10 protein-coding genes are annotated in these 13,695 nt (G+C 51.0%); 4 read left to right on the forward strand and 6 right to left on the reverse strand.

Annotation, left to right across the window (positions count from 1 at the left end):
* Positions 1-48: 48 nt before the first annotated feature.
* The 6 genes from BRW63_RS01485 to pedR all read right to left on the reverse strand — a co-directional run bounded on the left by BRW63_RS01485 (position 49) and on the right by pedR (position 4,972).
* Positions 49-177 (reverse strand): photosystem I reaction center subunit VIII, encoded by a 129-nt coding sequence (locus BRW63_RS01485; protein WP_073069127.1) that lies wholly within the window; start codon positions 175-177, stop codon positions 49-51.
* 104 nt (positions 178-281) lie between these two features.
* A complete protein-coding gene (locus tag BRW63_RS01490) occupies positions 282-2,321 on the reverse strand; it encodes a hypothetical protein (RefSeq protein WP_106253883.1) in 2,040 nt (679 codons plus the stop codon).
* A 158-nt stretch (positions 2,322-2,479) separates the two neighbouring features.
* Positions 2,480-2,953, reverse strand: coding sequence for a photosystem I reaction center protein subunit XI (locus tag BRW63_RS01495; RefSeq protein ID WP_073069129.1), 474 nt, complete (start codon positions 2,951-2,953; stop codon positions 2,480-2,482).
* A 120-nt stretch (positions 2,954-3,073) separates the two neighbouring features.
* A complete protein-coding gene (gene hisS, locus BRW63_RS01500) occupies positions 3,074-4,360 on the reverse strand; it encodes a histidine--tRNA ligase (protein WP_073069130.1) in 1,287 nt (428 codons plus the stop codon).
* A gap of 29 nt (positions 4,361-4,389) precedes the next feature.
* A complete protein-coding gene (locus BRW63_RS01505) occupies positions 4,390-4,674 on the reverse strand; it encodes a hypothetical protein (RefSeq protein ID WP_073069131.1) in 285 nt (94 codons plus the stop codon).
* A gap of 19 nt (positions 4,675-4,693) precedes the next feature.
* Entirely contained in the window at positions 4,694-4,972 is a 279-nt protein-coding gene (pedR, locus tag BRW63_RS01510) for a photosynthetic electron transport-dependent transcriptional regulator PedR (RefSeq protein WP_073069132.1), read from the reverse strand.
* Between the two features lie 158 nt (positions 4,973-5,130).
* On the opposite strand from pedR, the gene BRW63_RS01515 reads away from it, so the two are divergent.
* The 4 genes from BRW63_RS01515 (at position 5,131) to BRW63_RS01530 (ending at position 13,668) form a co-directional block, all read left to right on the forward strand.
* Positions 5,131-7,464 carry a PP2C family protein-serine/threonine phosphatase gene (locus BRW63_RS01515; protein ID WP_083582614.1) on the forward strand — a complete coding sequence of 778 codons (2,334 nt, stop codon included), beginning with the start codon at positions 5,131-5,133 and terminating at the stop codon, positions 7,462-7,464.
* A 137-nt stretch (positions 7,465-7,601) separates the two neighbouring features.
* On the forward strand, positions 7,602-9,299 hold the full coding sequence (locus BRW63_RS01520) for a CHAT domain-containing protein (RefSeq protein ID WP_073069133.1): 1,698 nt from the start codon (positions 7,602-7,604) through the stop codon (positions 9,297-9,299).
* Positions 9,300-9,414: 115 nt separating this feature from the next.
* Positions 9,415-10,068, forward strand: coding sequence for a hypothetical protein (locus BRW63_RS01525; RefSeq protein ID WP_219898275.1), 654 nt, complete (start codon positions 9,415-9,417; stop codon positions 10,066-10,068).
* Positions 10,069-10,308: 240 nt separating this feature from the next.
* A complete protein-coding gene (locus BRW63_RS01530; RefSeq protein WP_073069134.1) occupies positions 10,309-13,668 on the forward strand; it encodes a HEAT repeat domain-containing protein in 3,360 nt (1,119 codons plus the stop codon).
* The last annotated feature ends 27 nt before the right edge of the window (positions 13,669-13,695 follow it).

The raw sequence follows: 13,695 nt of genomic DNA on the forward strand, positions 1-13,695 counted from the left end.
AAAGCCGCCTAACCTTAAGGGATAAGCGGCTTTTGTTTTGATGCTGGCTTAGATGCCAGTGGGATCTTCGCGCTCAATGTATAAGAACAGCAAGCCCATGACGACGATCGGCAAGAGCCAGGTAACAACGGGGATCAGAATCCAGGGCAGATATGATGCTGCGTATGAACCTGTCATAAAGTATTTTCCTACTAGTTGTTAGATGAGTCCATCTTTGAAGTTACCTGCGAAGGGTGTCTCAGATTCGAGGTTCTTAGAATTCTTAACACATTTATTTTTTGTCACGCCTCAAATTCGTCGAGCGAGAGATTAGGTAAGTCGGGAGGAATCACGGCGCGATCGAGCACCACTTTATGACTTTCGCGCTGAGTTGCCACTTCAACGGCGATCGCTTCGAGTTGAATCTCTAAACTACCAAACGGCACCGTGAGCTGAGTGCTGGCTTCTAAGTCGCCTAAACCGTTGGGTGCAAAATCGACAAGCCAGCGGGGGCCATCTAACAACGCGCGGGTTTGGCGGTCATTGATCCAAAACTTGACGTAGAAGCGGGGCCGCAGATTAGGGAGTTTTGCCCGAACTACGATCGCTTGACCCGCAATCAGTTCTTCACTCGCTACATCTAAACTGGGCGTTGGAACGTCTTCGTCGGTTGGTAACAGTAAGGGATTTGAAATCTGAGGTGCCGATGTCTGAAGCGGTCTTTGAAGAGTCGGGATATCTTCGACGAGCAATTCTTCACGCTCCTCATATTCATCAACTAAAACTTCTTGATTCAATAAGTCTTCTTCTAGAGACGAGGGCAACATTGCCACTTCAGAGTTATCTGAAGGAACAGCCGCCCCATCAGAAGCGGATTCTTCAACTAAAACTGCGCTTTCTGGCTGAGGAGCTGCCTCTCTTAATTCTTCAGATAACTCTGTGTCTGATGCCAGCGAGTTGAGACGATCGAGGAATCGACCCTGAATATTTAACGCCTGAAAAGCGGATTGAACGGGAGACACTTTAGAAATTGCGCCAGGGGTTTGGGCTTCAGGCAGCGCTTCTAATTCGGATACATCAGTTAATTGGGGCTGAGTTGGGGTAGCGATCGCATCAGCATTCTCAACTTCGGGAACGATCGCGGCTTCAGCACTGGCAGATTCAATAATAGGCGCAGCAAACGATGGTAGATCCAGACCTCTTTTGCCTTCTGGAGCCGAGGCTGACTGATGGAGTTGAGGCGGAAGCGGCTGATCAGATGCGTATTTGAAACTGGGAGTCTCTTTGGGAGCCGAGACAAGATTTAAGAATGTCAGATTCAGGCTAGGAGACGCAGGCGGAGGTTCGGGGTTGGCAGCAGACTCTAAGGATTGCTCTAGTTCTTCTTCGTCAGCGATCGGGTGGTTAGCGATCGTCTCTAACAACTCATCAGCATCAGCCGTCAACGTGAAAGACTGATTGGCAAGTGCGATCGGCGGGTCTGAGGTCAAGTCATAGAGAGTCACTTCACCTAGAATCAACTGAGTTTTAAATTCAGAAGGTAGCGTCAAGCGACAGGTGATCGGAGTCGGAATCGGTTGATTCAGAATCGATTCGCGAGTTTCTAGCAAAACTTGAGCGCTTTGGGGGTCGCGAAAGCAAATTTTGATTTCAGCCTGGGCAAGCACGACAGACGCTTCTGCCTCAGTCACAGGAATAATCTGACCTGAAAGCGTCAAGGGTTGCCCACGACGAGCAATATAAGTTTCTTGAGTGAGGACAATTTGCAGCGGCGGCAGTTGCGCTACTCGTTGAGTTTCTTGGGCGAGTTGCTCTGTGATTTGTAGCAAGCGATCGACTGACGATCCCGTTGCAGCGTCTGGCTCAATAGGGATTTCAGGCAGATCAGAAGTCGCTGATTCTGGGATCGGATCTGTAACGTCGATCGTCGATTCGACTGGCTCAGAGGGCGTTTGCCAATCGGGTTCCCACTCTTCTTCAGCTTCGATCGCCACCACATGAAGCTGCACAGAATATTGCCAGCTATTGCCCATTAGCTCCGACATCAAATCGCCAGAGCAATTGAGTTCCCAGGTGCCGGGTTTAAGCGTCGTGTAGGGAATCACCACCACCAGTCCATCTACATTGGTGCGATTCGATCGCTGCTGAGTGCGGCGTTTTGGCGGAACTTCGACCGTCGCTTGATGAATAATCCGAACTTCGACATTGCTATTTTTGCGGCTCGATCGAGCCACCACGCGATAGCGACCTTCTAGAATTTCCACATCAGGAGATTCGAGGGGCAACCAAGAGCGATCGCCTTCTTTTTGTAAGAGAAATTCCCAATACTCCATCTCAGGCATATTCGAGGAGCTTTCTACCCCGCATTTAGTGGTTCTAGGCTGTTATTTAACCTGCCTCATGACAGGCATTCTACCTGAGTCTCAGCCCAAACACTGAAAAAGAGCCTGAATGTTGTCAGCAAACAGGCTCTCAGATCAGATTAAGTGTCGAGGTGAGATTAGTTAAATCCGCCTCGGAAGATGCCATCGATGATCGAGAAGTTGGTCAACAGCAAGTAGGCAACAAACGCGCTACTCGTTGCGCCGACGAAAAACCCGCCAGTAAAATGGCTCCAGCCATCAGCAGACTGTAGAGAATCTTTAGAGGTGTGATCGTGATCTCCCTGAAAGGTCACGAGACCATAAGCTGAGAGGCAAAGAGTGGCGATCAAGACAAGCGCCTCACCAGAGATCAGCCCACCCACATTGGCGACATCAGAGTCACGCAGGGGGCCTAGCTTCACCCAAGGGCCGATCACGAAGTAGCCGTGAGCTAAACCGATTTCTAGCCCACGCAGCAGGGGAGATAGCCCTTTGCGATAGGCAGGCAGGTTACCAATAAATGTGCGAGTAAAGGGAGAGTCACTGATAGGGGTTGAAAGATGCCCTGTAAATGGATCGCCGTTGTAAGGTTTAATGAGCTGCTCAGTCATAGTTTAATATTTCCTAACACTTTGAAAAGTGACAGAAGAATTTGACACTCATTTTAAGCAGGCAGGGGGACGCATTCTTAAAAACGAGTCATGAGCGTTAGAAAAATTCACTAATCTTTGCTAGTTTTCGTCTTTCAGGTGAGAGATCTTAGTGCGAAGGTCAGCAATCGTCTCTAAAAGAGCAGACTGCTCGATCGCCGTTTGTTCGCCACTTTTCAGCCACTTTAGCTGTACGGTTTTGGTTTCTGCTTCACTATCGCCCAAAATTAGACAGGCAACGGCACCACTGCGATCGGCCCGCTTAAACTGTTTACCAAAGGCACTACCGCTTAAATCGAGTTCGATTGTGAAGCCCGATCGTCGCAGTAATTGTGCCAATATGAGCGCCTGAGACTCTGCCTTCTCGCCTCTAGACACGACATAAAAGTCTACTTTAGAAGGGCTGACTGGCTGAATCTGTTGCAGGAGCAAAATCAAGCGCTCTAGTCCCATTGCCCAACCGATCGCCGGGGTTTCAGGCCCACCAAGTTCTGAAACGAGTCCGTCATAGCGCCCCCCCGCGCAAACCGTCGCCTGTGCGCCCAAATCATCAGACTGAATCTCAAAAACGGTGTGGGTGTAGTAGTCTAAGCCGCGAACGAGACGGGAATTGATGTTGCAGGCGATGCCTAAATCACTCAATAGCTGTTGAACCCGATCGAACCGTCGCTGAGAATCGGAACCGAGATAGTCTAAAATGCTCGGTGCCTGATCCAGAATGGTTTGAGTGCGGGGATCTTTACTGTCAAGAATTCGTAGAGGATTGCGAGTCAGACGATCTTGAGAGTCAGCGTCTAACTCTTCTTTAAAGGGAGTCAGATAATTGACCAACGCTTCTCGATAAGTTTGACGATCGTTTGCATCTCCGATCGAGTTCAGATCTAACCGCAAATCTTTTAAGCCCAGCGTTTGCAAAATCTCGGTAGCAAGAGCGATCGCTTCGGCATCTGCCCGCACGTCTCCACTTCCCAATACCTCAACACCCAATTGATGAAACTGTCGCTGCCGACCCGCTTGAGGGCGCTCATAGCGAAACATCGCCCCGGCATACCAGAGGCGCTGCACTCCTCCTTGGGCATGGAGATTATGCTCGATATAGGATCGCGCTACTCCGGCCGTGCCTTCAGGCCGAATGGTTAGGGAGCGATCGCCGCGATCTTTAAAGGTGTACATTTCTTTGTTGACGACATCAGTCGCCTCGCCCATGCCGCGCTCAAACAAAGCGGTTTGCTCAAAGATCGGGGTGCGAATTTCTTGATAGGCAGCCCGCACCAGAATTTCACGCACGATCGTTTCGACTCGTTGCCAATAACTCACCTCATCGGGCAAGATGTCTCGCGTTCCCCGGCTTGCTTGAATTGAACTCATGAACCTTAGTTGAAAAAATAGTGAAAACTTTACTCAGTCTGAGTGTCTTTCCAGGCACCATAGCGATCGCCATAGTAAGCCAAAATTTGCTCGACTCGCGCTTGAGAAGCCGACGTTGCAGAGTCTAAAACCTGAATCCACAAACTTTCGATCTGACTCTGGTTGTAGTCAAACTGTGACGATCGCTGCGATACCAAACCAGTCTTTACTCCATCAACCTGAGACAAATGCGCTGCCACTTCTCGATAAACTGCCAACGGCAACCCTAAACACTGAACCTGATATTTCAACTCCAACGCTCCTAGTTTAGACACTTCTTCAAAATTGTCTCATCTAGAGAGCAGTGCCGTTTTCTCGGTAAGGAGGCAAAACGCAGCAGTTTACTTCGTCAAGACAGACTTTGCCCCACTGCAACGCCCAGCGCACGAGCGCCACCCGATTGTCTGTTTCAGTCTTGGTTAAGATATTGCTGATATGGTTGTCAACCGTGCGCTTGCTAATTTCTAGCTTTTCAGCAATATCTTGGTTAGTTAAGCCAGCAGCTACTAACTCAATGACTTGCAGTTCCCGATCGGAGAGCGGTGCCTGCGCTTGAGATTCGCTCTGCGCCATATAATTTGTTCCTAGACTGTGTATATGTACTTATTGTGACTTAATTCTAGAGGGTTGTTGGTCAAGCGCGAAAGGCTTGCGTTTAACATAGAGGGTGTCAAGAACCGTCTTTAGGTGAACCGTCGAGCCAAATTGCAAGACAACACCCATCAACCTCAATGCAAAACGACCCGCCCATTCTTCAGTGTTCTAATTTTTTCTGTCAGGCTCTCAATTCAGAAAGCCATCAGTTTTGTCATAAGTGTCGATCGCCGCTGATTAAACGGTATTTGTGGGCAGTAGGGTCTGGGTTAGAAATATTTAAGCCTAGGGAGTTGGTGGGCGATCGCTATCTGCTCAAAACGGGTCAAGTTTTACTGGATACCAAACCAGGGTTTCCGCCTGAAAGTCCAGTCGAAATTCCGGTTAGCTGGGAAGTCTATTTGCGGTTGTCGCCATCTCGACTGCATGTGCCGCAGATTTATGGAATGGTGACAGCACCGCGATCGACCTCTACGCTGCTTTTGCTAGAAGATGCTGCAATCTATCCAGATGGGGCAAAGCTAAAGTCAGGAAATGAGCTTGCAGGCAGTCTGATGCCAAAATTGACGAGTCTCTGGACAGAGAGCGACCCGTTACGGCAGCTTAACTGGCTCTGGCAAATCGCCCAGTTGTGGGAGCCGTTTTGCCGAGAGAACGTGGCTTCTACATTGCTGACCTCGGATTTGCTGCGGGTGGATGCCTCTTTTGTCCGATTGTTAGACTTGCAGCCCGACACTCAAGGAACTCCTGATTTAACCCAGTTGGGACAGTTTTGGGCACAGTGGCAACAAAACCCTGCTGATCCGATCTCAGACTTTTTGACTCAACTCTGTCAGCAAATGATCCAGGGGCAGATTAGAACTGCTGATCAATTATTAGATCGGCTGGATCAGGGAATGACTCATTATGGTCAGGGTCAAACTAGAACGATTCAAATTGCCACCTTTACTGACCAGGGCCCGAGTCGCCAGAGTAACGAAGACGCATGCTATCCCGCGAGTGGAAGTCATCTTTCCTTCAAGATCGGAGACGCAGCTTCAAACCCTGTAGTGATTGTCTGTGACGGAATTGGCGGACACGAAGGCGGAGAAGTGGCATCGGGGTTAGCGATCGCCACCCTGCAAACTCAAGCTGAAACGCTACTCTCAGAAACAGACCCCGATGCAGCTACCCTCGTCAGTGGGCTAGAACAAGCTGCCCTGTCCGCAAACGACGTAATTTCGCAACGTAACGATCAAGAACATCGTCAAGAACGCCAGCGAATGGGAACGACCGTCGTCATGGCACTTGCCCACGCCCATGAGCTTTTGATCAATCACGTTGGAGACAGCCGCGCTTATCGAATTACCCGAACTGGCTGCTATCAGGTCACTTTAGATGATGATGTCGCGTCGAGAGAAGTCAGGTTAGGGTATGCCCTTTATCGAAATGCTCTGCAACAGCCCTCTTCTGGCGCTCTTGTGCAGGCGTTGGGCATGAGTAGTTCTAACTTTCTCCATCCGACAGTGCAACGATTTGTTTTGGACGAGGATTGTGTCTTTTTGCTCTGCTCAGATGGGTTAAGTGACCACGATCGCGTCGATGAATGCTGGGAAGAGGAAATTGTCCCAATTTTGGATGGCACCACTGCTTTAGCAACCGCAAGCCGTCGATTAGTCGAGATTGCCAACACTCGAAACGGGCATGATAACGTCACGGTTGGCTTGGTTTACTGTCAGGTGACGCTGAATCAGACGGCGATCGCGCCGCTTCAGATCGATTGGGATCGCGCTACTTCACAAAGTTCTGAACCCTCGTCTTTATCTCCACGATCGCGGTCTGCCGAGTCTTTAGAAGAGTTACCGTCTGAACCCTCTACTTTGAAGACCCAAATTATTCAACGACCGCGATCGTCTTTCCGATTTTTGCCCCTATTGGTGATGCTGTTGGCGCTGTTTGGTATCGGGGGTCTGCTAGTTTTGCTGGTGCCCGAAATTCGGGTGGCGTTAAATCCAGTTAGTCTGCCGCCGACAAGTTCGTTTCCGACCCCGATTCCGACCGTCAGCCTTTCACCCGATCCGCCAACCCCATTCAATTCAACCAGTTCTGCTCTAGAAGCAAGAATGGTAATTCTGCTTGACCGTCCTACTACTGGCAGCCCTCAACCTCCTGTGTTGTTCTCACTGGTTCGTCAACCTAACGCTGTGGTGCCGCCTGCGTCAGACCAAACGATCGGCAGCGTGGTGCCAGGGACGATCGCGCGGGTGGTGAACCAGCAGGCGACCGAAGATCGCATCTCGTGGGTGAGGCTTGAAGTCTGCTCTGTGCCCGGAGGCAGTAAAGTTGCTAATGCGGTGAAGCCCGGAGACTTTGGTTGGCAAGAAGAACGCACGGTCGGGCCTTTTGTCACCCAAAATCTGAGTCTCAAACCTGCTCAGTTAGGTCGATGTGCTCCTCCCGCTGCGTCAGCCAGTCCTGCACCTACGCCTTGAGCCACTCGTAGGATTTAAGGCGCAAACTTCGGCGAAGCTCGGTAAACTAATGAAACATTGGGTGTCATGGTTCGCTGTCTTCACGAAACGAGTGATTCAACTACCATTTAATAAGTTGGAATGGGTTGTGGTTGTGAATGGCTTTGTCTGAAATTCCTTGTTTAAGTCTGGCGATCGAACGGCTTCGGGCCACTGAGGCCAGTCACTTTGCGATTCATGTGATCGAGGCTCCCTATAAAGGTGGCTATGTTTTGCGTGACTGCATTTGGTCTGAGTCACTGATGCAAACCTGGCACGCCTGGAGAGAATTGTTTTCTGCCCGCAGCTTGCCGCCAGTGCCTCACGTTTCTGAAGTTAAGGTGCCATCACTGCCTGCGGCTGAAGCGATCGCTCCTTTGGGGCAGCCCGTCTCGCGCGGTGTCCGACTGATGCAGACTCTGGGGATTGATCTGTGGGCATGGTTACTGGGAGGGTCGATTCAGAGCAGTTTTGATCAGAGTCAGGGCATTGCGCTCGGACAAACCAAATCTCTGCGCCTGCGTCTCGATATTCGTGACCCCGATTTGATTGCGATTCCGTGGGAGATTATGCAGAGTCAGGCAGGTAGGCAAGCCATCTCTCTGAGTCAACAAGTTTTGTTTAGTCGCACCACCAGCGATGTCGATGCCCTGCCGCATCTGAGAACCGATCAGAGTTTGAATATTTTGCTCGTGTTGGGACAGGATGCCGCACCCGCGATTCCGTCTATCTCTGGGGGGCTGGAGGATGCACCTTCCGGGGCATTGCGCGATCGTCAGGCGTTGCTCAAAAAACTCAAGCTAGAGCAAGAAGCTTCTGCCCTGTCTCAAATCTTGCAAAATCCGGGAAAGTTGGGCGACCCTTCCGATCGCAACGCTTACCAATATGCGGCTTCCTGTCAGGTGGATGTTTTACTCCAACCTACTCCGGCGGATCTGATCGAGAAGCTAGAAACCGATCGCTACAACGTCCTATTCTACGCAGGGCATGGAGAACCTGCGCCCGATGGCGGCTTGCTCTTTCTGCGTCCTGATATGGCAATCAATGGCACAGAGTTGGCGCAAGTGCTGACGCGCTGTCGGGTGAAGCTGGCGGTGTTTAACTCTTGCTGGGGGGCACAACCTGATGAGCAAAACTATCAGGCGATTCCGCGCAGCAGTTTAGCTGAAGTGCTTTTGCATCACGGGGTTCCGGCGGTGTTAGCAATGCGGGAGCCCATTACTGATCAAGAGGCACTCAGTTTTATTCAAGCATTTGCCCAAGCGCTGGCAGATCGGATGCCGATCGACCAAGCTGTCGCCGTGGCAAGACAGCATCTCCTGACATTATTTAAGTTTAATCAGCAGGCTTGGACACTGCCCGTTCTTTATATGCACCCAGAATTTGACGGCGAGCTACTGAAGCCGTTGGATGAAGGAGCGACTCAGTTTCCGCCCAACCCTAGCCAGTTTGGACAACGATCGGCGATCGCGTCTCTGCGATCGTTGGTGACAACAAAAGTCTGGACGGTGCGCGGTGGGCTGATGCGCGTCGGGATGAGTGAGGATAATGACCTGGTTTTGCCAGGAGAACCGGGCATTTCTCGCAAACACGCTGAGATTTTTTATCGCAACGCTTCTCAAGATACGGGGCAACCCACCTACTTTTTACGTGACTTTTCTCGCTATGGCACCTGGGTTTTTACGGGTGGCGGGTGGCAAAAAGTTCATCACCAAGAGGTGTTGCTTCAGTCAGGTGTGCAGTTAAAATTTGGGGGATCGCAGAATTCTACGCTAGAATTTTTGATCACGGCTCCCGTAATGCCTGACTCGGCATAAACGCAGCCAAATCAATCACCCGATCGGGCTAATTTATTCATCGTTACGGAATTGGTAACGGGCAACTTGTAGATATCACCAACAGCAGTGACTCAGTGGATGCGGGTATTACAGTATGGCAAGTGAAGTAAATCGTTCTCGTTCGATCGTAGGTCTTCAAACCGAGCAAGACTTGGCAAATGCACTTCTTCAAACCGAAGATGTGACCCTACGGTGGAATCCGAACGAATCCATCGATACGGCTGAGATTGAGGTGGCAGAAACCCCCACCAGCAAAATATCCTATCCCTGGAATCCGAGCGATCCGAGCGCAGAGTCATTTCTTTCAGAACTCGAACGAGAATTTTCCTTAGATGACTGGGATGACGGTGAGATTGCTCAACGATCGCAGTCGTTCTTCAGCCATCTAGATGCCCGGTGGTCAGCAACAGACTTAAAGACTACCCTGGCTCAAAAATTTGTATCGGTGCCTCAGGCTCTATTGGCAGCAATTGCGCGGCAAGCTCAAAAAGTCGTTGAGACTTCTAATTCCCTCGCTGATCAGTTGATTGAGTGTGTTCAAGACGTTCTTCCTACCTGGGCAGAAGACGATCTGCAAGTGTTGGCGCGTCCTTTAGCCTATGCGATGCGAAGCGATGGGGCAGATGTGGTCGATGCGACGGTCAACAGTGTTCGGGCGATCGCCTGGAGTGATCTGTCCGAAACCGAACAAGCACGAATGAGTTTGGCGATCGCGCGGTATGCAATCGATCAGTTAGGCGAGCGCTAAAATTGCCAAAGATTTTTAAGGAATTCATCGCAGTTGTCTCCGTAGATTCCACACCTTGCCCATAGCTGTGTGAAGATTGCGAGATCAATCCGCCTCCTGGGGGAACACTGAGCCAATCAGGGCTGCGATCGAGACTAATCAACGGCATCGACAGAGTGATCTTGCGTCTGTAAATTCCATTTAATAGCTTGCCAGCAGTCCTGCAATGAGTACCCTTCATCCCCTTGCAGGCGTTTCGGCATGGCAACGCGCAACCGATCTTCGTTTTTTCTAGCGCTTCAGTTGAGTCTTCTGTGCTTTTCAGGGGTCGCAACCCCTCAAAAGGCGCGGGGGCAAAGCACCGCTGGACTCGCGGCTCAAATTCACAAACTCGCTAACAGCCCATCGTCTGACTCGGCGATCGCTACCCTCAAAAAGCAAGGCGCACCCGCGATCAAGACACTGATCTACGTCGTCAAAGACCGCAAAGAGCCGCCAAAAGTGCGATTGTTTGCGATCAGCGCGATCGGAGAAATGGGAACCGATGCAAAAGCGGCGGTTCCTGACCTGCGAAATGCCCTCAAAGATTCAGATGAGCAAGTGCGTCAGGCGGCGGCAAAAGCGCTGGGAAGCATCGGGGTCAATGCCAAAGCAGCCGTTCCCGATCTGATCAATGCCTTAAACGATCCTAGTAAATTGGTGCGAGTGCAAACCATCAATGCGCTTCCCAATTTAGGATCAGATGCAAAAACGGCGATCCCAGAACTGATTCCCGCTCTGTCAGATCCGTCTCAATTGGTGCGGCTCACTGCGATCGAAGCCCTGGCTCGATTTGGTCAAGACGCTAAACCTGTGGTGCAGCCCCTGGCTCAACTGCTGTCAGATCCCGATCGCCAAATTCGCGTAGCCACTGCAAGCACCCTGAGTAGAATCGGAGCCGATGCCAGTGCAGCCGTTCCAGAATTGACCAAGGCACTTGCCAACAGCGATCGCACCACACGCTTTTTGGCAGCAATGGCACTGGGTCAAATTGGCACCAACGCTAAATCGGCGGTTCCAGAATTGACGAAAGCACTGTCCGATCCCGAAAAAGATGTGCGATCGAAAGCCGCTTCTTCCCTGGGCAGAATTGAAGCTCAATCAGCCCTTTCAGAACTGGTTAAGACGCTCAAAGACGAAAATTTTGACGTGCGGTTAAGTTCAGCCAGCGCGATCGATCACATCTCAGGTAGTTTGCAAGACACAGCATCGTCTCTAACCACTAGCGAATTGGTATCGGCTTATGCCGCTCTAGAATCTGCCCAGCCGATCTTAGAACAATCCAAAAATGTTGACGTTTTAGCGTCGGTGCGACGATCGCTGAGTGTGCTCAAAACCCAAAAAGATTCACGGCTGTTTGAGCGCTTTTTTGAGTGGAGTCGCTCAAATCCGGCGATCGCAGGCGTGTTGCTCTACCTAGGGGCGATGCCGTCTCTCTGGGGTCTGCTGCTGCTGATTCGCCCTCTGTGGTTACTGAAACTCAACCATCTGCTCAAGCCCTATACCGATTTTGAGGTTCCCAGTCCTTTAGGCGGCAGCATCAAAGTGCCTCTACGATCCGTGTTGTTTTTGGCGATGTTTCACTACCATCCTCGCGTACTCGATGCGTGGGTCGCAGAACAGATTGAAGTCGCCCGTGAAGCTTTTATTCGTAAAAATACGGTGAGCGATTGTAAAGTTTATATTCCCATTCCCGTAGTACTCGATGGCAACACGATCGCAGAATTAGCGAGCCAAGATTTGCACTCAACCTTTTGGGATGGACGGCAATGTCTACTGATCTGGGGCGAAGGTGGCATCGGCAAAACCAGCTTGGCATGTAACCTAGCAAAATGGGCAATGGCAGACGATCGCGCCTCGCGTCTGTGTCGGCATCAGATGTTGCCTGTCTTGATCGAGCAAGAACTCGACTTTAAACTGCCCGCCGATAAACAACCGTTTCGCGAAGCGATTCGGGGGCAGTTGCAAGCGCTGATTGATGCTGCCGAACCGATTTCAGATGAGTTCTTAGAAAAATTGCTGAGACAGCGACGAATTTTAGTGATCGTCGATCGGCTTTCTGAACTCAGCGAAGCCACTCGCGAACAAATTCGTCCCGGACATCCTGACTTCCCGGCAAACGCGCTGATCGTCACGTCGCGAGTTGAAGAAACCCTAGACGAAGTGCCTAAAACGACGGTCAAACCGTTGCGGATTGAGGGCAATCGCCTTTCATCGTTCTTAGAGGCCTATCTGACTCAACGCAGCAAGCGCGAACTCTTCACCGACTCCGAATATTTTGATGCCTGTAGTCAACTTTCCAAACTGGTTGGTCAGCGTAATATTACCGTTCTGCTGGCAAAACTTTACGCCGAGCAGATGATCGCCAAAGAAGAAGGAATTAGCGAAGATAACCTGCCTGACAACATTCCAGACCTGATGCTGAGTTATCTCAACGAACTCAATCGCGATGCCGCAGAAGACGAGCCTGACAATTCCACCATTCACAAAGATGCTCAAATCATCGCCTGGGAGTGTTTGAGGCAGTCTTACCATCCCGCCCCGGCTAAACGAGAGGCAATTCTGGCAGAAATGGCAGCGCGATCGGGCGCAGAAAGTGAAGTTGTGAAAGCGCGGCTCAAACATTTAGAAAAGCGGCTGCGAATTGTGCAAGCGATCGGGCCTGCCCAAGATCAAATCTGCTTTGCCCTCGATCCGTTAGCCGAATGTTTGGCAGCGCTCTATCTGGTGGAGCTGTATCGCGATCAGAAAAAACTCTGGGAAGAGTGGCTGATTCAAGCCGATGCAATGCCCGGTGCCCCTGAGAGCATTCAAGGCTTTTTGCTGGCAATGAGAGACTGTTGCCTCACCCGCAGCGCCGAGATTAATGTGCCCGACATGGTTTTAGAAGAATTGGGCAAACGAGTCGGCTTGAGTGCAGAGACTCTCCGACGCACCCAGGTGGAACAGCGAATTCGTCGCCTTGCTCCTAGTTTGGCAAACGGTGATTTGCAAGTGCGGCTAGACGCTATCTGTGAGCTTGGAGAACTTGGCTCGGCTGCTAAAGCGGTTCTTCCGGCGCTGATTCGAGAGTTTCAAGCCCGTGATTGGCAGATTCGTCGCGAAGTTGCTAGAGCGATCGGACAGATTGGACCCGAAGCCCGCACCGCAATTCCGGCGCTAGTAGAGCGTCTAGGAGATGACGATCGCCGCGTCAGTGGAGAAGCGATCGCGAGTTTGGGCAAATTAGGAGTCGGGGCAGTTCCGGCTTTAATTGCAGCGCTAGAAGCCAAACCTGCTCACGTTCGCAGCACGGCGGCTTGGGTGCTTTCTAGCTTCAATCATTTTGCGCGATCGGCAGTTCCCGCTTTGACACACGCTCTCAAAGATGAAGATTGGCAAGTGAGATGGGTGGCTGCCTACGCCTTGGGCTGCATTGGGCCCGATGCCAAGTCTGCGATTCCCGCCCTGATCGAAGCCTTTAAAGGAGAATATGAACTGGTGAGCAAAGAAGCCAGTCGCACCCTGTGGCGGATTAGTGGGGAAGCTGAAACGATCGTGGCGGCTCTGGGCGAAATGAGCAATGGACGAGAAGACAATTAGTTCTGACCCCTAAATTTAGTACGCAGC

This window comes from Phormidesmis priestleyi ULC007 (assembly GCF_001895925.1).
Lineage (GTDB): Bacteria > Cyanobacteriota > Cyanobacteriia > Leptolyngbyales > Leptolyngbyaceae > Phormidesmis_A > Phormidesmis_A priestleyi_A.